Here is a 22,787-nt window from a genome sequence, read left to right as displayed (position 1 = left end):
AGGATTCAGCCCGGCCTCGCCGCCTGAGGAGGATGTCCGTGACAAAGCCGACGGTTGTCTTCGATCCGTTTTCCGAGGACTACTTCAACAACCCCTTCGACATCTATCGGCGAATGCGCGAGGAAGCCCCGCTGTATTACGACGAGAAGGAAAACTTCTACGCGCTGACCCGGCACGAGGACGTGGCGGCCGCCTTCAAGGACTACGAGACGTATTCCTCGGCGCGCGGCTGCGATCTGTCGATGGTGCGCAAGGGCCTGCCCCCCGAGCAGAAGTCGATCATCTTCATGGACCCGCCGGAGCACCGGCACATGCGCAGCCTGCTCAATAAGGCCTTCACGCCGCGGGCCATCCAGTCCCAGCGCGACACCGTCGTCGAGGTCATCGACAAGTACCTCGGCGCCGTGCGCGGCGACCGCTTCGACGTCGTCCAGGACTTCTCCGGACCGTTCCCGGTCGAGGTCATCACCAGAATGGCGGGTGTGCCCGAGGAGTATCGCCAGCAGGTGCGGCACTGGATCGACGCCAGCTTGCACCGGGAGCCGGGCCAGATCGAGGTCAGCGAGGCCGGGATGCAGGCCAACATCGACACCGCGATGTACTACTTCACCCTGGTCCAGGAGCGGCGCGAAAACCCGCAGGACGACATGATCAGTCGACTGATCGCCGCCGAAATCCCCGGCGCGGACGGCCAATTGCGCAAGCTGGACGACATCGAGATCACCGGTTTCGCCACCCTGCTGGGCGGCGCCGGGGCCGAGACCGTCACCAAACTGCTGGGCAACGCGGCGGTGATCTTCGCGCGGCACCCCGAGCAGTGGCAGAAGCTGCAGGACGACCCGGACAAGATTCCCGGGGCCGTGGAGGAACTGTTGCGCTACGAGGGCCCGGTGCAATACAACGTCCGCTACACCCTCAAGGAGGCCCACGTCAGCGGCGGCGTGATCCCGCCGGGCAAGCCCGTCTTCCTGATCGGCGCCTCGGCCAACCGCGACTCGGACGCCTTCACCGACGGTGACACCTTCGACATCGAACGCGACCAGACCGAGGCGCAGCACGTGGGCCTCGGCTACGGGATCCACAGTTGCCTCGGTGCGGCCCTGGCCCGCATGGAGAGCCGCATCGCCTTGGAGCGGCTGGTCGAATTCATGCCCCGCTACGAGGTGGACTGGGACGGCCTGCAGCGCGTGCACATGCAAAACGTCGCCGGCTGGCAGAACGTCCCCGTCAAAATCCTTGCCTGAAGGCGGTATCGCGATGACGAAGAAGATCGACGTCGACTGGGGCCTGTGCGAAAGCAACGGCGTCTGCATGGGGATCAACCCCGACATCTTCGAACTCGGCGACGACGACATGCTGACCGTGCATCAGGAAGTCGTCACCCCGGAGATCGAATCGGACGTGCGCGAGGCGGTCCGTCAGTGCCCGCGGCAGGCCATCTCGATCGTGGAATGACCGGCCCTCAGAGTCCGCCGAGGATGACCGCGTTGCAGTCGGCAGCCGCCTGCCGCAGTTTCGCCGCCTGCTGGTAGCCCTCGGATTCGTACCAGGCGCGGGCGGCCTCGACCGACTCGAACTCCAGCAGCACGGTCTGATCGCCGTGCCAGGCGCCTTCGACGACCTCGGGCGCGGTGTCCACCGCGAGGACGGTCGCGCCGGTCATGGCGGACCCGGCCGCCCGGGCGTAGGCCTTCATGCCGTCGGGGTCCTTGATCGCCTCGGTCAGGATGACATAGCCTTTGCGCCCCTGCGCCATCACGAATCTCCCGGCGTTTGTGGTGGTTTCGTCATCGCTCGGCGATCGCCTGCTCGGGACAGCACTCGATGGCCTCCTGCGTCGCGGACTCGAATTCGGCCGGCACGTCGGCACCTATCGCCTCGGCGTAGCCGTCGTCGGTGAGGCTGAACACGTCCGGGCACAGCGTGAGACACATCCCGTGCCCGCGACAGCGCTGGTCGTCCACCCACACCTTCATGCCGGCGTGAACTCCAGGTGCAGTTCCGTCAGTCCCCGCAGGATGTAGGTCGGAACGTATTGATAGCGACGGTGATTCGCCGGGCCGTGGACGCCCTCGTCGATCCGGATCTCGCCGGTGCGGTCCAACAACCGCTCGATCGCCACCCGGGTTTCGGCGCGCGCCAGCGGAGCCCCCGGGCAGCTGTGGATGCCCCGGCCGAACGCGATGTGCTGGCGCGCGTTCTTGCGGGCCGGATCGAATGCGGCGGGATCGTCAAACCGGCGCGGATCCCGGTTCGCCGCGGCCTGCACGATCATCACGGTGGTGCCGGCGGGCAGGTCGACCCCGCCGACGCTGACCGGCCTGCGGTTCAGCCGGAAGTCACCCTTGACCGGGCTCTCGTGGCGCAGCGACTCCTCGATGAAGTTGGGGATCAAGCTGCGGTCCTTGCGCAGCTGCGCTTGAATGTCGGGCCGCTCACCGAGCGTCTGCAAGGCGGCGCCGAGCAGGCGCACGGTGGTCTCCTGCCCCGCGGAGAACACGTTGCTGGCGACGCGGGCCACGTCCTCGACCTCCGGGATGGACCCGTCGGGGTAGGTGGCCGTCGCCAGACCGGTCAGCACGTCGTCGCGCGGGTCGCGCCGGCGGTCGCGGACGTAGTCCGAGAACAGCCCGTAGAGGAACTCCAGCGGGCTGTGCGCCAGCGATTCCTTGCCGGTGCCGCCGACGCCGCCGCCCGAGTGCTCGCGGATGCCCTTGACGAACTTGTCCCGGTCCTCCAGCGGCACGCCGAGCAGGTCGGCGATGACCAGCAACGTGAACGGGCTCGCGAAGCCCTTGATGAAGTCGCCGCGGCCGGGCGCCAGGTAGGCGTCCAGGGCCTGGTCGGCGAGCGCCCACATGGCGTCCTCGTTCTCCTTGAGGCGCTTCGGCGTGATCAGCCGCATCAGCAGCGAGCGGTGATTGGTGTGGGTGGGCGGGTCGAGGGTGGGCAACTGGTCGCTGAACGGCAGCTTGTCGCGGTGCTCATTGATCAGGTCGGTGATGTCGCTGTCCCCCAGGCCCTCCAGCGACACCGGGAAACCGGGAAACGGGCCGGTCACCGAGTTGCACGACGACCACGTCTCCGGGTCGTTGAGCACCGCGCAGGCCTCGTCCCAGCCGGTCACCATGGTCACCCCGTGCCGGCCTTCACGCGTGACGGGGCAGGTGCTGCGCAGCGCCTCGTAGTACGGGTACGGGTCGTCGACCAGCTCGGTACCGCGGAAGAAGTCCAACTCGGAGAATTCGTTCGCCATCTTCCGCTCCTCGAATCTCAACTGGTGAGAATGTGCCTCTCGCAGATGAGTATTACATTTCCACACGGCCCGGTGGTCGTCAACGCGCCCCGGCCCGGGTGGTAGCGCGCGTCAGCCCGCGGGAACGAGGTCGGCGGCCACGGAGGGCCACGCCAGCAGGCCGCTGCGGAAGACCTCGACGGCACCGACCGGGACCTGCGGCAGGGCCGCGGCGGCCAGCGCCTGCGCCTTGAACGTCCGCGCGGCCATGCTCAGGCGGTGCTGCACCAGCCCGACGCTGTCGTCGAGTTCCGCCGGCCAGTTCTCCCCCCACAGCGTGACCTCGGTGACGCCGTGGTCGAGGGCCTGCAGCACACCTTGGCGCACGCGCGCGTCGCATCCGAACAGGTCCGCCGCCGCGGCCAGCGCCTGGGGGCGCGGGCGCGACTGCGCCGCGGCCAGCGCGTCCTCGAGATCTTGGACCTGCGCGCCGACGATCTGTAGCGGCCGGGCGTCGGGATGGTCCGCGACCAGCACGGTGACGTCCCACCCGGCCATCGACCGGTCGAAGAGCCAGCCGCCGGCGAACCGCACGACGTCGGTGACGGTGGCGGCGACCACGTCGAGCCGATACCTCATGGCGCCTCGCTCGGGCTCCGCGTCGGGGAGGGCGCGAAGTCCCGTGCCAGCGTCTCCGCGTACTGCTTGAACACCTCGGGCAGGGGTATTGAAGGATCGAGTAGCCATGTGGTTTCCATTCCGTGGACGAAGGCGAGGATCTCTACGGCCTTGACGGTGGGGTCTATGTCGGCGCGGTACCGCCCGTCGGACTGACCGCGGCGGATCAGCTCGGCGACGATGTCGGTCGCGGCCCGATGCCTGGCCAGCATCCGGTCGTGCAGGGGCGCGTCGGGCAGGATGTTTTCGACCAGCAGCACCGTGAACGTGCCCACCATCTCGGGCGCCCGGTGAAACCGGTCGGCGACCTGCGCGATCTGGGCGAACAGGTCGCCGGTGCGGTCGGCGTGGGTGTCGTCGTCGAGGTCGCGGGCGTCGAGCACCGCGTGCAGCAACTGGTCCTTCGACTCGAAGTGGTGCAGCAATCCCGCCGGCGTCACCCCCGCCTCCCCCGCGATTTGCGCCAGGGTCGTGCTGCGCCAGCCGTTGCGGGTCAGGAGCCGCTGCGCCACATCGAGGATCCGCTGCTTGCGGTCCTCGCCCTTGGCGAGAAGCGTGTCATAGCGCCGTGCAACGGCCACCGGACTCCTTTGTGCGGTTGGCGGGTGGTGCGGTTGGCGCGTCGCCGTGCCGAACCAACCTAGTGAACACACAGTAGGTTAGTTTGGCCGCTGTGACAAGGGTCACTCGGCCGTGTTGCGGGCCGGCGGGTGGCTAGCCCACCAACTCGACGAGGGTGGCGTTGGCCGTGCCTCCGCCCTCGCACATGGTCTGCAGGCCGTAGCGAATCCCGTTGTCGCGCATGTGGTGTGCCATCCGGCTCAACAACACCGCGCCGGAGGCCCCCAGCGGGTGGCCGAGGGCGATCGCGCCGCCGAGGGGATTGAGCAGCTCCGGGTCCGCGCCCGTCTCCGCCAGCCACGCCAGCGGCACCGGCGCGAAGGCCTCGTTCACCTCGAAGACGCCGACCTGTTCCAGCGACACCCCCGACTTCTTGAGCACCTTCTCGGTCGCCGGGATGGGGCCGGTCAGCATCAGCACCGGGTCCGCGCCCGTGACCGCCCCCGCGAGGTAGCGGACCAGGGGACGCAGCCCGAGTTCGACCGCCATCTCGGCCGTCATCACCAACAGCGCGGCGGCGCCGTCGGAGATCTGCGAGGAGTTGCCGGCGTGGATCACGCCGTCGTCGACGAACGCGGGCTTGAGCGCCGCGAGCTTCTCGACGGTGCTCCCGCGGCGCACGCCCTCGTCGGCGGTGACGACGGCGTCGGCCGTTGCGTCGGTGAAGACCGGCACGATCTGTTCGGCGAACGCGCCGGCGTCTTGCGCCGCCGCCGCCCGCTCGTGGGACTGCACCGAGTATTCGTCGAGCCGCGTGCGCGACAACCCCCACTTCGTGGCGATCAGCTCCGCCGAGTGGCCCTGGTTGAATGAGAAATCGCCATAGCGGGCAAGCACTTTCGGGCCATACGGCATGCCGCTGGCCCTGGCCGAGCCGAGCGGAACGCGGCTCATCACCTCGACGCCGCCGGCCACGACCACGTCCTGCTGACCCGACATGACCGCCTGCACGGCGAAGTCGAGTGCCTGCTGACTGGACCCGCAGGCGCGGTTGACCGTGGTGCCCGGGATGCTTTCGGGCCACCCCGCGGCGAGCACCGCGTACCGCCCGATGTTGCTGGACTGGTCGCCCACCTGGGAGACGCAGCCCCAGACCACGTCGTCGACGATGTCCGGGCCGACGCCGGCGCGGTCGAGCAGCTCGTTGAGCACGACGGCCGACAGGTCGGCGGCGTGCGTGCCCGACAGGCCGCCGTTGCGCTTGCCGACGGGCGTGCGCACGGCCTCGACGATGACGGTCTCGCGCATGTTCACCTCAGGGTCCTCGTCCGAATATCGTCACTGCCCAGTAAACGACGGGTCGCGCCGCGCGGTGCCGGCGCCCCTGCCTTCGGCGCGCCGGGCGCGCTCAGTAACTCCTCGGCAACTTCAAGACGTTGGCGCCCAGGAAGTTCAGGATCATCTCCTGGCTGACCGGCGCGATCTTCATCAGCCGGGCCTCGCGGAAGTAGCGCGTGATGTGGTACTCCTCGGCGTAACCCATGCCGCCGTGGGTCTGCAGCGCGCGGTCCGCGGCGGTGAATCCCGCGTCGGCGCACAGGTATTTCGCGGTGTTCGCCTCGCGGCCACAGGGTTTGCCGTTGTCGTAGAGCCAGGTGGCCTTGCGCAGCATCAGCTCGGCGGCGTCCAGGCGCGCCAGCGAGTCCGCCAGGGGGAACTGCAGGCCCTGGTTCATGCCGATGGGCCGGCCGAAGACCTCGCGCTCGTTGCCGTACTTCACCGCCTTCTCCAGGGCCACCCGGCCGATGCCCAGCGCCTCGGCGGCGATCAGCATGCGTTCGGGATTCAGGCCGTCCAGGATGTAGTGAAAACCCCTGCCCTCCTCGCCGACTCGGTCCTCGACCGGCACCTCGAGGTTGTCGATGAACAGCTCGTTGGAGCTGACGGCGTTGCGCCCCATCTTGCGGATCGGGCGGATGTCGACGCGGCTGCGATCCAGATCGGTGAGGAACAGCGTCATCCCGTCGGTCTTCTTGGTGACCTCGTCGTAGGACTGCGTGCGCGTCAGCAGCAGGATCTTGTCGGACTCCAGCGCCTTGGAGATCCAGACCTTGCGACCGTTGACGATGTAGCGGTCCCCGTCGCGCTTGGCGAAGGTGGTGCTGCGCGAGGTGTCCAGTCCCGCACCGGGTTCGGTGACCCCGAAGCAGACGTGCACGTCACCTGTCGCGACCCGGGGCAGCGTGCGCGCCTTGAGTTCGTCGGAGCCGTGCACCACCACCGGCTGCATTCCGAAGATGGTCAAATGGATCGCGCTGGCGGCGTTCATCGCGCCACCGGACTTGGCGACCTCCTCGAGCAGGATGGTGGCCTCGGTGATGCCCAGGCCGTGCCCGCCGTACTCGGTGGGGATGGTCATGCCCAGCCAACCGCCCCGGGCGATCGCGTCGTAGAACTCGGTCGGAAACTCGTGCGCCTGGTCTTTGTCCATCCAGTACTGGTCGTCGAATTTCGCGGCCAGCTCCGCCACCGAGCGGCGGATCAACTCCTGGTCTTCCGTCAGCTCAAAGTTCATTCCGGCGCCGGGCACTGCGGGTCTCCTTCGGGTTGCGTGCGGCGAGATTGCCGCCAGGGTCGTGAATCGCCGGCGATCGCGACCCTGGGCGCAATCTCGGCGCGGCCGATCTCAGTCTTTGTTGCCGGTCAGCTCTTTGGCGCTGGCGGCGAAGTCGGCGAACGACGAACCCGACCGCTCGTCCTTGTGGTGGGACAGCGCCCGGATCGACACGTCGTGCCCCTCGGCGGCCTTGCGCAACGCCCCCACCGTCGCCTGCTCCGGAGTGATGTGGGTGAAGGGGTCGAACGAATACCAGCGCATCGCGTTCTCGTGCGTCATCTTCTTGATCTCGTCGTCGGGAACGTTGTTGAGCGACAACACGTCCCACAGCTCCTCGGGCGCTCCGGGCCACATGGAGTCGCTGTGCGGGTAGTCGGCTTCCCAGCAGATGTTGTCGACGCCGATCATGTTGCGCAGCGCGACGCCGACCTTGTCGCTGATGAAGCACGTCAGGAAGTGATCGCGGAACACGTCGGACGGCAGCTTGTCCCCGAAGTTCTGGTGCGTCCACGTCGAGTGCATCTCGTACGTGCGGTCGGCGCGCTCCAGGAAGTACGGGATCCAGCCGGTTCCGCCCTCGGAGAGGGCGATCTTGAGGTCCGGGTATTCCTTGATCGGCCGCGACCAGAGCAGGTCGGCGGCGGCCTGGACGATGTTCATCGGCTGCAGTGTGATCATCACGTCCATGGGCGCGTCCGGTGCGGTGATGGCCAGCCGGCCCGACGACCCGATGTGCACGTTCATCACGGTGTTGGTGTCGCACAACGCTTTCCACAGCGGGTTCCAGTACTCGTTGTGAAAACTCGGGTAGCCCATCGCGGCGGGGTTCTCAGTGAAGGTCAGCGCGTGCACACCCTTCTTCGCGACGCGGCGCACCTCGGCGGCGCACGCCTCGGCGTCCCAGATCACCGGGATCGCCATCGGGATGAACCGCGCCGGGTAGGCGCCGCACCATTCGTCGATGTGCCAGTCGTTGTAGGCCTGCACCAGCGCGATCGAGAACTCCGCGTCCTCGGTGGCGAACAGGCGCCCGGCGAAGCCGGGGAACGACGGAAAGCAGATGGAGGCCAAGATGCCCCCGGCGTTCATGTCCTTGATGCGCTCGTCGACGTTGTAACAGCCCGGGCGGATCTCGTCGAGACCTTGCGGCTCCAGGCCGTACTCCTCCTTGGGGCGGCCGGCGACCGCGTTGAGCGCGACGTTGGGGATGACGGTGTCGCGGAACTTCCACATGTCCGAACCGTCGGAGTTGTGCACCAGCCGCGGCGCGTCGTCCTGATACTTCTTCGACAGGTGGTTCTTGAACATGTCCGGCGGCTCGACGGTGTGGTCGTCGACGCTGATGAGGATCATGTCTTCTTTGTTCATGGCCGTTCCTCTCCATCGAACCGGTCCGCCACACATCCCCCGCGCACCGCTGTCCCGTGCCAGATCGCTGCAATGAAAACTATCTTCTCGCGAATCGAGAATCAACATCTAGGGCACGCCGCGGGCGTCGCGACGCGCCCAAGGATTCCAGGTCAGTGGGCGCGCAACCGAACGTAGAATCCTCGCGACGGACCGGCCGGTTCAGCGCCCAGCGGGCGGCACAAATGTTTGGTTAATCCCGTGGTCCGGCGCGCGGCGCCGGACCACCGAACGCGGGTCGCCTCGCCGCCGGCCCGGGCGACCGCGGCATTGACCGGGCGGGCGAATCGTGCAAGTCTATTGGTTATAAATGAGAATACGATTCTCATTGGCCGAGAGGTGGCCGAGTCGAAGCCGAGAGGAGACCGCGGATGCGCTTGCGGCCGCTGCCCGCGCACGAGTGGGACGAGGCTACCCGGCAGGCGCTTTCGGCGATGAGCGGCGCGGAGACGAACAACGCGCTCTCCACGTTCGCCCACCACCCGACGCTGGCCAAGGCGTTCCTGCGCTTCAACGTTCACCTCCTGTACTCGACGACGCTGCCGGCACGGCTTCGCGAGCTGGCGATCCTGCGGGTCGCGCACCGCCGCGACTGCGCCTACGAGTGGTCGCACCACGTCAGGATGGCCAAGGAGGAGGGTGTCACCGACGAGCAGATCGCCGCGCTGCGCCGCGGCGAGGCGGCCGACGAGTTCGACCGCCTTATCCTGGTCGCGGTCGACGAGCTCGACGACAAGTCGCAGTTGTCCGATCAGACGTGGGCGGCGCTCGGCGAGCGCCTGGACGTCCAGCAGCGCATGGATCTCGTTTTCACGGTCGGCTGCTACACCACGCTGGCCATGGCTTTCAACACCTTCGGCATACAGCTCGAGCACGGATCTTAAGGAGCGAAACGTTGGCGCACTTCCCGAAGCCGGCCGCCGGCAGCTGGACCGAGAATTATCCCGAGTTGGGTACCGCGCCGGTCGATTACACCGACTCGATCGATCCGGCATTCTTCGAAGCCGAGCGCGCGGCCGTCTTCCGCAAGACGTGGCTCAACGTGGGCCGGGTCGAGCGGCTCCCCCGCACCGGCAGCTACTTCACCCGGGAACTGCCGTCGGCCGGCAAGGGCACGTCGGTCATCATCGTCAAGACCAAGGACGGCTCGGTCAAGGCCTACCACAACGTGTGCCGGCACCGCGGAAACAAGCTGGTGTGGAACGACTTTCCCAACGAGGAGACCTCGGGCACCTGCCGGCAGTTCACCTGCAAGTACCACGCCTGGCGCTACAGCCTGGACGGCGAGCTGACCTTCGTGCAGCAAGAGGAGGACTTCTTCAACCTCGACAAGGGCAATTACGGGCTCGCTGCCGTGCGCTGCGAGGTGTGGGAGGGCTTCATCTTCGTCAACTTCGACGACAACGCCGCGCCGCTGGTCGACTACCTCGGTCCGCTGGCCAAGAGCATCGAGGGCTACCCGTTCGGCGAGATGACCGAGACGTACTCCTATCGGGCCGAGGTCGGCAGCAACTGGAAGTTGTTCATCGACGCGTTCGTCGAGTTCTACCACGCGCCGATCCTGCACCAGGGGCAGTACACCAAAGAGGAGGCCGCCAAGATCCAGAAGTACGGCTACGAGGCGCTGCACTACGAACTGTCGGGGCCGCACAACCTGCAGTCGACCTGGGGCGGTCAGGCGCCGCCGCCAGACATGTCCATGGTGAAGCCGCTGGACCAGGTGCTGCGCAGCGGGCTGTTCGGTCCGTGGGACAAGCCGGAGATCATCCAAAACCTGGAATTGCCACCGGGTGTCAACGTCAAGCGGGCACCGCAATGGGGCATCGACTCCTGGCTGTTCTACCCCAACTTCATGCTGCTCATCTGGGAGCCGGGCTGGTATCTGACCTACCACTACTGGCCGACGGCCGTCGACAAGCACATCTTCGAGTCGTCGCTGTATTTCGTACCGCCCCGCAACGCGCGGGAACGCCTGGCGCAGGAGCTGGCCGCCGTGACATTCAAAGAGTATGCGCTGCAAGACGCCAACACCCTGGAAGCGACGCAGACCATGATCGGTACCCGCGCCGTGAAAGAATTCCTGCTCTGCGACCAGGAAGTGCTGATCCGTCATCTGCACAAGACGACCGGCGACTATGTCGCCAATTGGGCGAAGGAGTACCAGGCCAATGGCAAAGTTACCGTCTGAATTCGCGGCCCTGGAGCCATTTTTGGATTGGGACCTGGCCACCGAGCCCGAGCGCTACGCCAAACGCTTGGCCTCGACGATGCCCGAGATGCAGGCGTTCTACGACGTCGCGTTCCCCAAGTTGAACGACGCGATCGCCTACTGCGACAAGTTTCCGCTCGACGACCTCCCGGACGACGCGCGCAGCCTGATGCACATCATGCAGTCGCTGGTCATGGTGTCGTTCCCCGTCGAGGCCTGGAAACAGCCGCGGGTGCCCGACAGCGGCGCGGCGTGGGTCGAACTGGTGCGGGAACCGGTGATCTGAGAGGTGTTGACGCTCAGGGCCGCTGGACTGCTCGACGTCGACGCCGGCGAGATCGTCACGCCCGGCGTGCTTCGAATCGAGGGCGACCGGATCGTCGGCGTCGGCGGTGCGGTCGACGGCGAGCTCATCGATCTGGGCGACCAGGTCCTGTTGCCTGGCCTGATGGACATGGAGGTCAACCTGCTGATGGGTGGGCGCGGCGAGAAGCCCGGCCTGTCCCAGGTGCAGGACGATCCGCCGACGCGGGTGCTGCGCGCGGTCGGCAACGCCCGCCGCACGCTGCGCGCCGGGTTCACCACGGTGCGCAACCTCGGCCTGTTCGTCAAGACGGGGGGCTACCTGCTGGACGTGGCCCTGGGCAACGCGATCGAGGCGGGCTGGATCGAGGGGCCGCGGGTGATTCCCGCCGGGCACGCCATCACGCCCACGGGCGGACACCTGGATCCCACGATGTTCGCCGCGTTCGCCCCGCACGCGCTGGAGCTGACGGTCGAGGAGGGCATCGCCAACGGCGTCGACGAGATTCGCAAGGCGGTGCGCTACCAGATCAAGCACGGGGCGCAGCTGATCAAAGTGTGTTGTTCCGGCGGTGTCATGTCGCTGACGGGACCGCCTGGGGCACAACATTATTCAGACGAGGAGCTGCGCGCGATCGTCGACGAGGCGCACCGGCGCGGGCTGCGGGTCGCGGCGCACACCCATGGCGCCGACGCGGTCAAGCACGCCGTCGACGCGGGCATCGACTGCATCGAGCACGGCTTCCTCGTCGACGACGAGGCGATCGCGCTGATGGTCGAGCGCGGCACGTTCTTGGTCAGCACGCGACGCCTGGCCGAGGGCATGGACGTCTCGCACGCCCCACCCGCGTTGCAGGCCAAGGCCGCCGAGATGTTCCCCAAGTCGCGCACCTCCATCTTGGCCGCCTACGAGGCCGGCGTGAAGATCGCGGTCGGCACCGATGCGCCGGCGATCCCCCACGGCCGCAACGCCGACGAACTCGTCACGCTGGTGGAGTGGGGCCTGCCGCCGCTGGCGGTGTTGCGGGCGGCCACGGTCACCGCCGCGGAACTGATCAACTCGACCGAGCTCGGCCGGCTCGCGTCGGGTCAGCTCGCCGACGTCATCGCGGTGCCCGGAAATCCGTTGGACGACATCACCGTTACCCGCAACGTCGGCTTCGTCATGAAAGGCGGCAAGGTCTATGTCAACGCATCAGCCGAGCAGAACTGACGACCTGGTCGAGATCCAGCAGCTGCTCGCCCGCTACGCCGTCACGATCACCCAGGAGGACATCGACGGCCTGGTCGGCGTCTTCACCCCGGACGGCACCTACAGCGCCTTCGGTTCGACGTACAAGCTGGACCGATTCCCGGAACTGGTGGCCGCCGCGCCCAAGGGCTTGTTCCTCACCGGGACCGCGCTGATCGAGACGCTCGACGGCGATGCGGCGACCGGCACCCAGCCGCTGTGTTTCATCGACGGTGCCACGCATGACATGCGGATCGGCTACTACCGCGACACCTACGCCCGCACCGCGGACGGCTGGCGGCTCAAAACCCGCGCCATGACCTTCATCCGGCGCAGCGGCGTGCACGACTCGGGTCGCCCGCACGCCATCGGCCGTCCCACGCCGTGAACGTCGAGGAGTTCCGGGCGGGCTTGCGAACGTGGCTCGACGAGAACGACTTGACACCGGGCCCCGACCATTCCCTGCAGGGCCACATGCGGCAGTTCCTGCGGGTCAGCCGAGCGCTCTACGACGCCGACTGGATGCGCTACGGCTGGCCGCAGGAGGTCGGCGGCCTGGGCGGACCGGCGGTGCTGCGCGCCATCGTCGGCGAGGAGGTGGTGGGCCGGCGCCTGGCCGAGCCAGGCCCCTATTCGATGCTCGAAGTGCTGACCCCCACCATGATCGACTACGCCGCACCGCAACTCGCCGCCGAAATGGTGCCGCGGCTGTTGCGCGGGGAGGAGCAGTGGTGTCAGGGCTTCTCCGAGCCCGGATCGGGTAGCGACCTGGCGTCCCTGACCACCCGGGCGGTCCCCGACGGAGACACCTGGATTGTCAACGGGCAGAAGGTCTGGACCAGCTTCGCGCAATTCTGCAGCCGATGCATTCTGCTCACCCGCACGGCCCCGGGGCACGAGGGCATCACCGCCTTCTTCGTCGACCTGGACACGCCGGGCATCACCATCCGGCCGCTGCGGACGATGCACGGGGTCGACGAGTTCTGCGAGGTCTACTACGACGACGTGGTGGTCCCGTCGACCCGGATGCTCGGCAAGCCGGGCGACGGGTGGCGGCTGGCGATGGACCTGCTGCCCTACGAGCGCTCGACCTGCTTCTGGCAACGGATCGCCTATTTGTACTCGCGGTTCGACGAGCTCATCGCCGAAGCCCCGCGGCGCGCCGCACTCGACGCCCACGACGAATTCGAGCTCGGCTCAACCTATCTCGCGCTGCACACTCTGCGCTGCCGATCGCGCCTCACTCAGTACCGGCTGCGCGACGGCGCGCGGCTGGGCCCGGACACCTCGATCGACAAGGTGCTGTTGGCCACGGCCGAGCAGCGGCTCTACGACACCGCGCGCGACCTGCTGCCCGGCGCCGTGGAACTCGACGACCCCGCGTGGCGCTCGGAATACCTGTACTCGCGCGCGTCGACGATCTACGGCGGCACCGCCGAGATCCAGCGCAACATCATCGCCCGCCGGCTCCTCGATCTCGGCAAGGAGTGAGCCGTGAGCACCACCGACCCCGACGAGCTGCGGATGCTGAGCGACTCGCTGCGCACCGCGATGCTGTCGTGCGCCGGATCTGGCCAGAAGCTCGACGCGGCGCTGAGCGACCTCGGCTGGCGCGAGATGCTCGACGAATTACCGCGCCTGGCAATCCCTCTGGTGTTCCGCCTGCTGGGCGAGACCGGCGCGCACGCGCCGGTGCTCAACGACGTCGTGCTGCGCGCGATGGGCTTCGACGCCGGCGGCACCGTGGCACTGCCGTTCACCGCGGGGTGGGTCGTCTGGGAGCGCACCGACGGCCCCACCTCGGCCGTGGACGGCGAACTGCCCATCCACGTCGCGGCGCGCGGCGAGGCGCCGGCCCCCGCCGCGCTGGCGGCCGGGCGCCGCGCGCTGGGCTGGTGGCTGGTGGGCAGCGGTCGGGCGATGCTGGCGCTGGCGCGTCAGCACGCCGTCGACCGGGTGCAGTTCGGGCGGCGGATCAGCTCGTTCCAGGCGATTCGCCACCGCCTCGCCGAGACCCTGGTGGCGCTCGAGGGTGCCGAGGCGACGCTGCAGGCCGCCGACGGGGCCGATGCCCTGGCGTCCGCGCTGGCCAAGGCGGCGGCCGGGCAGGCCGCGCTGACCGCCGCCCGGCATTGCCAACAGGTCCTGGGGGGCGTCGGCTTCACCGCCGAGCACCAGCTGCACCGGCACATCAAGCGGTCACTCATCCTCGACGGCCTGCTCGGGAGTGCGCGGGACCTGACCCGCGAGGCGGGAAAGGCGCTGCTGGCGAACGGATCGGCGCCGCGGCTCATCCAGCTGTGACGCGGACCCGGCCGGGTGGCCGGTGAGCGCGTCGGGCCGGCGCTTGTTCCGGGATGCGGCGCGGGGCAGACTGGGCGCGATGACTCAGCCCGGCGCCCCTCGCAACCAGTTCGGCGTCGCTTCGTTGCTCCTCGGCGCGGTGGGGCTGGTGACCTGCTGGCTGCTCATCGGGGTGCCGCTGGGTATCGCGGCGGTGGTGACCGGTGACATCGCCCGTCGACGGGTTCAGCGCGGCGAGGCCACCAACCCCGGAATCGCGTTGACGGGCATGGTGTTAGGGGGCATCGCGATCGCGGCCGGCTTGGTCGCCATCGGGTATTACTCCTGGCTGGACGCCCAGGACCCGGACCGCCTGCAGCGCTGCCTGGACAACCCGGCCACCACCAACTGCTGAGGTCCGACCCGGGGTCAATGCCGCGGCAGCCCCAGCACGCGTTCGGCGATGATGTTGCGCTGGATCTCCGAGGTGCCGCCGGCGATGGTCGCGGCGAAGCTGCGCGCGTAGCGGTCGAACCAACTGCGGTAATGGCTGTCCAGATTCAGCGCGGCGAAGGGGGCGGTCATCGCGCGACCCACCAAGCCGTCGGCGCCCGCGGCGCTCAAGGCGTCCTCGGACGCCCGTTGCAGCGCCTCGGAACCGAGCAGCTTGAGCACCGATTGGGCGGGCACATCCTCTTCGCCGCGAGCGGCTTTCGACAGCGCCGCCGATCCCAGCAACCGCAGCGCGTAGGCGTCCATCACCAACGTGGCGTAGCGGTCGCGTTCGAGGGCCCCGCCGGGACGGAAGTCGACGCTCAGCTCGTGCAGCAGGTCGACGTAGCCCATCCAGAGCATGACGCGCTCGTGACCGAGGGAACCGGTGGCCACCTCCCACCCCTCGTTGAGGCCGCCCACCAAGTTCTCGGCGGGTACCCGGGCATCGGTGAAGAAGACCTCGTTGAAGTCGACCTCGTCGACGTCACACAGCGACGCGAACGGCCGCCGCACCACGCCCGGCGTGTCGGTCGGGATCAGCAGCACGCTGATGCCCTTGTGCTTGGCAGCGTTGGGATCGGTGCGAACGAACGTCAGCAACACGTCGGCGTCGTGGGCGCCCGACGTCCACACCTTCTGCCCGTTGACGACGAAGTGGTCGCCTTGCGCATCGGAGGACAGCACCGCGCGCGTTTTCAGCGACGCCAGATCCGATCCGGCGCCCGGCTCGCTCATCCCCAGCGACGCGGTCATCTCGGCCCGCAGGATCGGCACCGCCCACCGTCGCTGCTGTTCCGGCGTGCCGAACGTCAACAGCGACGCCGCGATGATCCCGACCCCCTGCGGGTTGAAGCTCTGGTAGATCCGCCGGCGCCCCAGCTCCTCCAGGTAGACGTATTGCTGCAGCAATGTGGCGTTGCGGCCGCCGAATTCGGGCGAGTTGCCCGGCAGCAACCAGCCGTTGTCGAAGAGGAGCCGCTGCCAGCGGCGCGCCCACTCCGGCACGTCCGAGCTGGACCGCGGCCGTTCGCTCGCCTGTGCGTCGGACGGCAGGTGGGCGTCGAGGAACGCGACGAACTCCGCCCGGAAGGCCTCGACGTCGGCGTCGAAGGTCAGTTGCACGTCTCTTCCCTCAATACCGTCGGGCGCCACCGTGTCGGCCCGCGGCGGCTGCGCCGGCGGAACGGTTCGCTCTTGCGATAACGCTTCCCAAACACGCGTCTAAGAGAATAGTATTCTCATGCGAAGCAAGTTACAATCTCCAACACGTGATCCGTGAGGGGGTCGAGCGCAGCGATGTCACGGCGTTCTCCGGTAGAGTCCAACCATGTTCTCCCCGCGCGGCAATCATCCGAGTCGGCCGTGACCACTCCCAGCGAAGAGCCGGCCTGGAAGCAGCGCGCCGTCGAGCGCTCCATCAAAACGGCGAAACTGCGTGCGGCGCAACGGGTTCAGCGCTTCCTCGATGCCGCGCAGGCGATCATCATCGAAAAGGGCAGCACCGACTTTACCGTGCAGGAGGTCGTGGACCGGTCCCGCCAGTCGCTGCGGAGCTTCTACCTGCAGTTCGACGGCAAGCACGAGTTGCTGCTCGCCCTGTTCGAAGACGCGCTGAGCCGCTCGGCCGACCAGATCCGCGCCGCGACGGAAAGCCACACCGACCCGCTAGAGCGGTTGCAGGTGGCGGTCGAGTTGCTCTACGAGGCGTCCCGCCCGGACCCGACGGCCAAGCGGCCACTGTTCACCGACTTCGCCCCCCGGCTGCTGGTGACCCACCCGGCCGAGGTCAAGGTCGCCCACGCACCCCTGCTGGCCCTGCTCACCGAGCTGATGGAGGCCGCCAGCGAGGCCGGCGCGCTGCGCTCCACGATCAACCCGAAGCGCATCGCCGCCATGACGATGCAGACGGTGATGTTCATCGCGCAATCCAGCGGCGGTTCCGACGACGCGACGGTGCACCCGATCACCGCCGAAGAGGTGTGGGACTTCTGCTCGCGCGGCTTCGTCGCGTAACCCCTCCCGCCGTGCCGCCCGGTCTGCGGGTATCGCGCGACCTGTGAGAATGCAATTCTCTTCCAAGAAGAGTTCAGATTAGCCAAAACGAATCTGCCATTGACACTCGGTGACCGGTGGTGACAGAGTTCAAGCGGCGGAGTCGAAAGGGTGTTCCGCGCCCGTCAGGCCAATCGAACTACTCGGGAGTTGAGGTAGCCCATGACTGGACGTGTTGAGGGCAAGGTCGCCTTCGTCACCGGGGCGGCACGTGGTCAGGGCCGCAGCCACGCGGTGCGGTTGGCCCAGGAAGGCGCCGACATCATCGCCGTGGACATCTGCAAGCCGATCCGCGACGGCGTGGTGGATACGGCCATCCCGGCCTCGACGCCGGAAGACCTCGCCGAGACCGCCGATCTGGTCAAGGGACACAACCGCAGGATCTTCACCGCCGAGGTGGACGTGCGCGACTACGACGCCCTCAAGGCGGCCGTGGACACCGGCGTGGAGCAGCTCGGCCGGCTCGACATCATCGTGGCGAACGCCGGAATCGGTAACGGCGGTGAGACTTTGGACAAGACCAGCGAAGAAGACTGGACCGAGATGATCGACATCAACCTGGCCGGCGTCTGGAAGACCGTGAAAGCCGGTGTGCCGCATCTGCTGGCCGGTGGCCGCGGCGGTTCGATCATCTTGACCAGTTCGGTCGGCGGCCTCAAGGCCTACCCGCACACCGGCCACTACGTCGCCGCCAAGCACGGCGTGGTGGGCCTGATGCGGGCGTTCGCGGTTGAGTTGGGGCAGCACATGATTCGCGTCAACACGGTGCACCCCACGCACGTCAAGACACCGATGCTGCACAACGACGGCACCTTCAAGATGTTCCGGCCGGACCTGGAGAATCCGGGTCCCGACGACATGGCGCCGATCTGCCACCTGTTCCACACGCTGCCGATCCCCTGGGTCGAGCCGGTGGACGTCAGCAACGGCGTCTTGTTCTTCGCGTCCGACGAATCGCGATACGTCACGGGCGTCACCCTGCCGATCGACGCGGGTGGCTGCCTGAAATAGAGTCCCGCCTCGTGGAGGGATTCCTGTCTGATTTCGAGGGGCGCGGCGCGGTGATCACCGGCGGCGCCAGCGGCATCGGCCTGGCCACTGCCGCCGAGTTCGGCCGCCGCGGCGCGCGGCTGGTGCTTTCCGACGTCGATCGGCCCGCGCTCGAACGGGCGGTGAATGGGCTGCGCGCAGCGGGATTCGACGCGCACGGCGTCGGGTGTGACGTCCGGGATCTCGACGAGATGCTGGGACTGGCCGACGAAGCCTTCCGGTTGCTCGGCCGCGTCGACGTCGTGTTCAGCAACGCCGGCATCTTCGTCGGCGGCCCCATCGCGCAGATGACGCACGACGACTGGCGCTGCATCATCGACATCGACCTGTGGGGTTCGATCCACGCCGTCGAGGCCTTCCTGCCGCGGTTGCTCGCGCAGGGCACGGGCGGGCACATCGCGTTCACCGCGTCGTTCGCCGGCCTGGTGCCCAACGCCGGGATGGGCACCTACGGCGTGGCGAAGTACGGCGTGGTCGGGCTGGCGGAGACGTTGGCGCGTGAGGTCAAGGCCGAGGGCATCGGGGTATCGGTGCTGTGCCCGATGGTGGTCGACACCCCGCTGCTGTCGAACTCCGAGCGAATCCGCGCCGCCGACGACGCCCCGGCCGCGGCCGGGGAGTTGCCAACGCAGGACGCGGCCGTCACCGCGGCCGACGTCGCCCGCCTGACGGCCGAGGCGATCCTGGCCAACCGCTTGTACGTCCTGCCGCACGCGGCCGCCCGCGCGTCGATCCGCCGCCGGTTCGAGCGCATCGACCGCGCCTTCGAGGAGCAGGCCGCCGAGGGCTGGCAGCACTAGCCGGGATCCGGTGAACCGCCGGGTGCCGCGCGCCGTGTCCAGAGGCGGCGGCGATCGGCGGACGCCCCGGAGAGGGCAAAGCATGTGCGCGGAATCGGCGACTGCCGAGGTGCTTTACCGGATCGCGGCGGGCACGGCCAGAGAGGCGTTCGAGGTGTTCGGGCCCAGCGTGGAGTTCGTCACGTGGTCCGATGAGGAACACGGCCAGTTCTGCGTGATGCGCGCCGTGGTGCCGCCCGGCGTCACGGTGCCGCTGCACAGCCACCCCGACGCCGAGGACTTCCTGATCCTCGCGGGCACCCATCAGGTGCTGATCGAGAGCGATCGCGGATTGCGGTGGCAGGACGCCCACGCCGGCGATTACGTGCGGATACCCGGCGGCGTGCTGCACGCGCACCGCAACGTCTCCGACGAACCGGCAGTGGACCTCATCGTCACCACCCTGCGGATGGGGAAATTCTTCACCGAGGTCGGCCTGCCGTCGACGGGCGAGCCCATTGCGGTGACGGCCGACCGGCTGCGGCATTTCGTCGCCATCACACAGAAGTACGGCTATACGCTGGCGAGCCCGGAGCAGAACGCGGCCGTCGGCATCGACCTGCCGGTATTCTCCGGCTGACGAGGCGTCATGCGGGTCCGAGGCGGTAGTCACCGGTGTGCGGATCCCGATACCAGCCACCCGCGGCATGGGTCCCGCCGTCGATGTGCAGCGTCTGCCCGGTCACGTAGGCCGACATCCTCGACGCTAAAAAGACCGCAGCGTTGGCGATTTCGTCGACATGGCCGGGACGCCCCAGGGGAACGACCTGGCCGATCCGGCTCGACGCCGCCTCGCCGCCGAGTTGGGCCAGCCCCTCGGTAAGCGTGATGTCGGGCGCTATCGCGTTGACCCGGATGCCGTGCGGCGCCAATTCCAGCGCGGCCGTCTTCGTGTAGTTGATGACCCCGGCCTTGGCCGCGGCGTATGCCGCGTATCCGGGCGCCGCGCGCACGCCCTCGATCGAGGTGAGCGAGATGATGCTGCCGCGCAGTTGGGCCGCGACCATCCGCCGCGCGACGCGCTGGCTGCACAGCAGGACGTGGCGCAGGTTGGCGCGGTACAGGGCGTCCCAGCCGTTCTCGCTGGTCTGCAACAGCGGCGACGAGAACACGCCGCCGGCGTTGTTGACCAGGACGGTCGGCGTGCCGAGCTCGTCGAGGGTGCGCTGCAGCGCGGCGTCGACCTGCGCGCCGTCCCGGACGTCGGTTGGGATACCAAGGGCGCCAATGCTTTTCGCCGCCAGCGCGCAGGACTGCGGGTCGCGTTCCCAGATGGCGACGCGGGCGCCGAATGCGGCGAGCCCGGCCGCGATTCCGCGGCCGATCCCGGCTCCCCCGCCGGTCACCACGGCCACCTGCCCCGTGAGCAGGATGTCGGCCGGGTCGATGGCCATCGGTGATCAGCCGCCCATCGCCGGCGCGCTGCCAATCACGCCGTCGGCCTCGAGCGCGGCGATCTGCGCATCGGACAGACCCAACTCGGCCAGCAGTAAACGGTTGTGCTGCCCGAGGAGCGGGGCAGGCTCGGTGTGAAACGTGTGCGGCCCGGCCGACGACCGCACCGGCAGCGTGGAAAGCCGTGCCGGGCCGTTGACCGGGTGGTCGACCGTTTCGAAGAACCCACGAAACGTCAGCTGCTCCAGCTCGGTCTGCCGGTGCGGCTGCAGCACTTTGGCCACCGGCACGCCGGCGTCCCACAGGGTGGCGACGATGGCGTCGCGGCCGCGCGGCGCGCACCACGCGGCGAGCCGCTCGTCGATGAGATCGTGATGCTCGCGCCGGCCGGCCGCCGTGGCGAGCTCCGGACCGGTCGCCCACGCGGGCGAGTCGAGCGCGGCGCAGAGGCTGTTCCACTGCTCGTCGGTCTCGACCGCGATGGCGACCCAACTGTCGAGCCGCCCGAATTCGTCGACATCGCCGCTCAGATAGAGGTTTTGCGGGGCGGCCGTGGGCCCGCGGTTGCCGGCGCGCTCCAGCAGCGCCCCGTACGCCGAATGCTCGATCACCTGCTCGGCGGCGATGCTCAGCGCGGCGTCGACCATCGTCGCCTCGATGAAAACCCCGTCCCCGGTGCGCCTTCGGTGCTCCAGGGCCAGCATGATGGCGTTGACGGCGTGCACACCGGCGCAGGCGTCACCGATCGAGTAGGGGTCATAGGGCGTGCGGTCCGGGTAACCGGTGAGCCAGCTCACCCCCGACGCGGCCTCGATGACGTAGGCGAACGCCGGGTTGTCGCGCCAGGGCCCCTCCAAACCGAAGCCGGGCATCCGCACCATGACGATGTCTCGCCGCAACGATTGCGCGGCGGCGAAGTCGAGGCCGATGTGGTCGAGCACCCGCGGCGTGAAGTTCTCGACGACGACGTCCGACGTGGCGATGAGGCCACGCAGCAGGTCCCGGCCGCGGGGGTCCTGCAGGTCCAGCGTCACCCCCTTCTTGTTGGTGTTCAAGGCCTCGAAGATGGGAGACCTTTCCCACCAGCGCTCCTCGGCGGTGGGGATGCCGGCGATCAGCCGGGTGCCGTCGGGCCGACGGGTGGATTCGACGTGGATGACCTCCGCGCCGAGCAGGGCCAGGAAGTGAGTGGCGCACGGACCGGCCCAGAACGTCGTCAGGTCGAGAACACGAGTCCCGCTGAACGGCAACGGCTTCCCGGGACCCGCGGGCGCCGGGCGGGGCGGCGGTTGCGCGGCGCGGTAGCGCTGCGTGTGCTCCCCCAGCCGCGGTGCCGGCCGCGGCCGGGGCAGCTGGACGGGCCGCAACCGATACGGGGGGTTCGGCTGGTCGAAGCCGTCGCGCGGGTTGCGCGCGAAGCAGCCGCGCTCGACGAACTGGTCGAACGACGTCAGGTTCGCGCCGTTGCCCACGGGCGCGTGCGGGATGCGAAACGCCGCGGCCAGCTCGCGGACTTCGTCGACCGGGGTGTCGGTGAGCCAGGCGAAGATGTCCTCCGCGTGGATGTTGGCCTGCTCGGTGATCGACAACGCCGAGTCTTCGTCGATCCACTCCGGGTGGCCGACCATCGCGCACAGGTCGAACCATTGCTGCGCGGTGCCGCAGCCGAGACTGACCAGGCCGTCCTTGGCTTGAGCCACCCCCGGGATCGTCGGCCGCCGCAGGTCCCGCCATGGCCTGCCCAGCACGTCGTGGTAGGTGACCGGGTAGTAGGTGAGGCACAGGATGTCCGTCTCCAGCATCGACAGATCCAGCAATTCGCCCGCGCCACCGGCGATTCGGCGCCATCGCGACGCCAGGGTCGCCGCGCTCGCGTAGGCGCCGGCCAGGTATTCCCCGACCTGGCCGCCGACGAAGACGGGCGCGCGTTGCTGCTCGCCGCGGCCGAGCCCGACGATACCGCCTGACCAGGCCTGCAACGTGAATTCGGTCGCCGGTTTGTCCCGCCAGGGGCCGTGCAGCCCGAACGGGGTGATGGAGGTGACGGTGAGGTGCGGGTGGCGCTCACCGATGGCCTCCGGCGCGAACACCGCCGCGTCGGCGACCCGCGAGCCCGCCGACCAGATCACCGCGTCGGCCGCGGCCAGTAGCCGATGCACCAGCTCGGCGTCGCCTGCGTTGGCGGGGTCGGCGACCACGCTGTGCTTCGCCCCCGCCAGGTAGGTGAACAGGGCACCGTCGCCGCCGGCCGGGACGGCGGCGCCGGAGGCCGACCACAGCCGCAGCGGATCACCCTCGGGGGCCTCGACTTTCACCACCTCGGCGCCACCGTCGGCGAGCAGCTTGGTGCAGTAGGCGCCGGCGATGCCGCTGGACAGGTCGACCACCGTGTAGCCGGTCAGTGGTGGCTGCGTCACCGTCGCTTCGCTCTG

Annotated in this window: 25 protein-coding genes; 14 read left to right on the top strand and 11 right to left on the bottom strand. The window is 68.5% G+C overall.

Annotation, left to right across the window (positions count from 1 at the left end; translation table 11 throughout):
- Positions 1–38: 38 nt before the first annotated feature.
- Together A5700_RS14295 and A5700_RS14290 are read left to right on the top strand one after the other, a co-directional pair.
- Positions 39–1,244, top strand: a complete 1,206-nt coding sequence (locus tag A5700_RS14295; protein ID WP_068071207.1) for a cytochrome P450 — start codon at positions 39–41, stop codon at positions 1,242–1,244.
- Positions 1,245–1,257: 13 nt separating this feature from the next.
- The gene (locus A5700_RS14290) at positions 1,258–1,455 is read left to right on the top strand and encodes a ferredoxin (RefSeq protein ID WP_068071160.1); all 198 of its coding nucleotides are present in this window, start codon (positions 1,258–1,260) and stop codon (positions 1,453–1,455) included.
- Positions 1,456–1,462: 7 nt separating this feature from the next.
- Here A5700_RS14290 and A5700_RS14285 read toward each other — a convergent pair whose 3' ends face one another.
- The 8 genes from A5700_RS14285 to A5700_RS14250 all read right to left on the bottom strand — a co-directional run bounded on the left by A5700_RS14285 (position 1,463) and on the right by A5700_RS14250 (position 8,459).
- Positions 1,463–1,756, bottom strand: a complete 294-nt coding sequence (locus A5700_RS14285; protein WP_068071151.1) for a DUF1330 domain-containing protein — start codon at positions 1,754–1,756, stop codon at positions 1,463–1,465.
- Between the two features lie 31 nt (positions 1,757–1,787).
- Positions 1,788–1,976 (bottom strand): ferredoxin, encoded by a 189-nt coding sequence (locus A5700_RS14280; protein WP_068071150.1) that lies wholly within the window; start codon positions 1,974–1,976, stop codon positions 1,788–1,790.
- Positions 1,973–3,256: a cytochrome P450 gene (locus A5700_RS14275; RefSeq protein ID WP_068071205.1), complete on the bottom strand. Its 1,284-nt coding sequence runs from the start codon at positions 3,254–3,256 to the stop codon at positions 1,973–1,975. Before A5700_RS14275 ends, A5700_RS14280 begins: the two co-directional genes overlap by 4 nt.
- A gap of 111 nt (positions 3,257–3,367) precedes the next feature.
- Positions 3,368–3,874, bottom strand: coding sequence for a hypothetical protein (locus tag A5700_RS14270; protein ID WP_068071149.1), 507 nt, complete (start codon positions 3,872–3,874; stop codon positions 3,368–3,370).
- Positions 3,871–4,494, bottom strand: coding sequence for a TetR/AcrR family transcriptional regulator (locus A5700_RS14265; protein ID WP_068071148.1), 624 nt, complete (start codon positions 4,492–4,494; stop codon positions 3,871–3,873). Before A5700_RS14265 ends, A5700_RS14270 begins: the two co-directional genes overlap by 4 nt.
- Before the next feature lie 133 nt (positions 4,495–4,627).
- Positions 4,628–5,782 (bottom strand): thiolase family protein, encoded by a 1,155-nt coding sequence (locus A5700_RS14260; protein ID WP_068071203.1) that lies wholly within the window; start codon positions 5,780–5,782, stop codon positions 4,628–4,630.
- 100 nt (positions 5,783–5,882) lie between these two features.
- Entirely contained in the window at positions 5,883–7,049 is a 1,167-nt protein-coding gene (locus tag A5700_RS14255) for an acyl-CoA dehydrogenase family protein (protein ID WP_068071147.1), read from the bottom strand.
- 111 nt (positions 7,050–7,160) lie between these two features.
- On the bottom strand, positions 7,161–8,459 hold the full coding sequence (locus tag A5700_RS14250; protein WP_068071145.1) for an amidohydrolase family protein: 1,299 nt from the start codon (positions 8,457–8,459) through the stop codon (positions 7,161–7,163).
- Between the two features lie 410 nt (positions 8,460–8,869).
- On the opposite strand from A5700_RS14250, the gene A5700_RS14245 reads away from it, so the two are divergent.
- From A5700_RS14245 to A5700_RS14210, 8 genes are all read left to right on the top strand, one after another.
- Positions 8,870–9,382 carry a carboxymuconolactone decarboxylase family protein gene (locus tag A5700_RS14245; protein ID WP_068071143.1) on the top strand — a complete coding sequence of 171 codons (513 nt, stop codon included), beginning with the start codon at positions 8,870–8,872 and terminating at the stop codon, positions 9,380–9,382.
- Between the two features lie 11 nt (positions 9,383–9,393).
- The gene (locus A5700_RS14240; protein ID WP_068071141.1) at positions 9,394–10,686 is read left to right on the top strand and encodes an aromatic ring-hydroxylating dioxygenase subunit alpha; all 1,293 of its coding nucleotides are present in this window, start codon (positions 9,394–9,396) and stop codon (positions 10,684–10,686) included.
- On the top strand, positions 10,667–10,993 hold the full coding sequence (locus A5700_RS14235; RefSeq protein ID WP_068071140.1) for a hypothetical protein: 327 nt from the start codon (positions 10,667–10,669) through the stop codon (positions 10,991–10,993). The genes A5700_RS14240 and A5700_RS14235 overlap by 20 nt, the downstream gene beginning before the upstream one ends.
- A 3-nt stretch (positions 10,994–10,996) precedes the next feature.
- Positions 10,997–12,223 carry an amidohydrolase family protein gene (locus tag A5700_RS14230; protein ID WP_068071139.1) on the top strand — a complete coding sequence of 409 codons (1,227 nt, stop codon included), beginning with the start codon at positions 10,997–10,999 and terminating at the stop codon, positions 12,221–12,223.
- The gene (locus A5700_RS14225) at positions 12,195–12,629 is read left to right on the top strand and encodes a nuclear transport factor 2 family protein (protein ID WP_068071138.1); all 435 of its coding nucleotides are present in this window, start codon (positions 12,195–12,197) and stop codon (positions 12,627–12,629) included. Before A5700_RS14230 ends, A5700_RS14225 begins: the two co-directional genes overlap by 29 nt.
- Entirely contained in the window at positions 12,626–13,732 is a 1,107-nt protein-coding gene (locus A5700_RS14220) for an acyl-CoA dehydrogenase family protein (RefSeq protein ID WP_068071137.1), read from the top strand. Before A5700_RS14225 ends, A5700_RS14220 begins: the two co-directional genes overlap by 4 nt.
- 33 nt (positions 13,733–13,765) lie before the next feature.
- A complete protein-coding gene (locus A5700_RS14215) occupies positions 13,766–14,545 on the top strand; it encodes an acyl-CoA dehydrogenase family protein (protein WP_068071201.1) in 780 nt (259 codons plus the stop codon).
- 79 nt (positions 14,546–14,624) lie between these two features.
- A complete protein-coding gene (locus A5700_RS14210) occupies positions 14,625–14,939 on the top strand; it encodes a DUF4190 domain-containing protein (RefSeq protein ID WP_068071136.1) in 315 nt (104 codons plus the stop codon).
- Between the two features lie 14 nt (positions 14,940–14,953).
- Here the strand turns inward: A5700_RS14210 and A5700_RS14205 are convergent, their stop codons facing one another.
- Complete coding sequence (locus A5700_RS14205) at positions 14,954–16,141, bottom strand: acyl-CoA dehydrogenase family protein (RefSeq protein ID WP_068071135.1); 1,188 nt, start codon at positions 16,139–16,141, stop codon at positions 14,954–14,956.
- Positions 16,142–16,381: 240 nt separating this feature from the next.
- Between A5700_RS14205 and A5700_RS14200 the strand changes: the two genes are divergently transcribed.
- The 4 genes from A5700_RS14200 to A5700_RS14185 all read left to right on the top strand — a co-directional run bounded on the left by A5700_RS14200 (position 16,382) and on the right by A5700_RS14185 (position 19,540).
- Positions 16,382–17,032: a TetR/AcrR family transcriptional regulator gene (locus A5700_RS14200; protein ID WP_068071134.1), complete on the top strand. Its 651-nt coding sequence runs from the start codon at positions 16,382–16,384 to the stop codon at positions 17,030–17,032.
- 201 nt (positions 17,033–17,233) lie between these two features.
- Complete coding sequence (locus A5700_RS14195) at positions 17,234–18,082, top strand: mycofactocin-coupled SDR family oxidoreductase (RefSeq protein ID WP_068071133.1); 849 nt, start codon at positions 17,234–17,236, stop codon at positions 18,080–18,082.
- 23 nt (positions 18,083–18,105) lie between these two features.
- Positions 18,106–18,921 carry an SDR family NAD(P)-dependent oxidoreductase gene (locus A5700_RS14190; protein ID WP_156671217.1) on the top strand — a complete coding sequence of 272 codons (816 nt, stop codon included), beginning with the start codon at positions 18,106–18,108 and terminating at the stop codon, positions 18,919–18,921.
- A gap of 82 nt (positions 18,922–19,003) precedes the next feature.
- Positions 19,004–19,540 (top strand): cupin domain-containing protein, encoded by a 537-nt coding sequence (locus A5700_RS14185; RefSeq protein WP_068071131.1) that lies wholly within the window; start codon positions 19,004–19,006, stop codon positions 19,538–19,540.
- Between the two features lie 7 nt (positions 19,541–19,547).
- On the opposite strand, the gene A5700_RS14180 is transcribed toward A5700_RS14185, so the two are convergent.
- Both A5700_RS14180 and A5700_RS14175 read right to left on the bottom strand, forming a co-directional pair.
- Positions 19,548–20,354, bottom strand: coding sequence for an SDR family NAD(P)-dependent oxidoreductase (locus tag A5700_RS14180; protein ID WP_068071130.1), 807 nt, complete (start codon positions 20,352–20,354; stop codon positions 19,548–19,550).
- 6 nt (positions 20,355–20,360) lie between these two features.
- Positions 20,361–22,772: a CaiB/BaiF CoA-transferase family protein gene (locus A5700_RS14175; RefSeq protein ID WP_068071128.1), complete on the bottom strand. Its 2,412-nt coding sequence runs from the start codon at positions 22,770–22,772 to the stop codon at positions 20,361–20,363.
- Between the last annotated feature and the right edge of the window lie 15 nt (positions 22,773–22,787).

Origin of the sequence: Mycobacterium sp. E1214, assembly GCF_001666755.1 — a bacterium.
Taxonomy (GTDB): Bacteria; Actinomycetota; Actinomycetes; order Mycobacteriales; family Mycobacteriaceae; genus Mycobacterium.
This window is presented reverse-complemented; position numbering and strand designations above follow the sequence as displayed.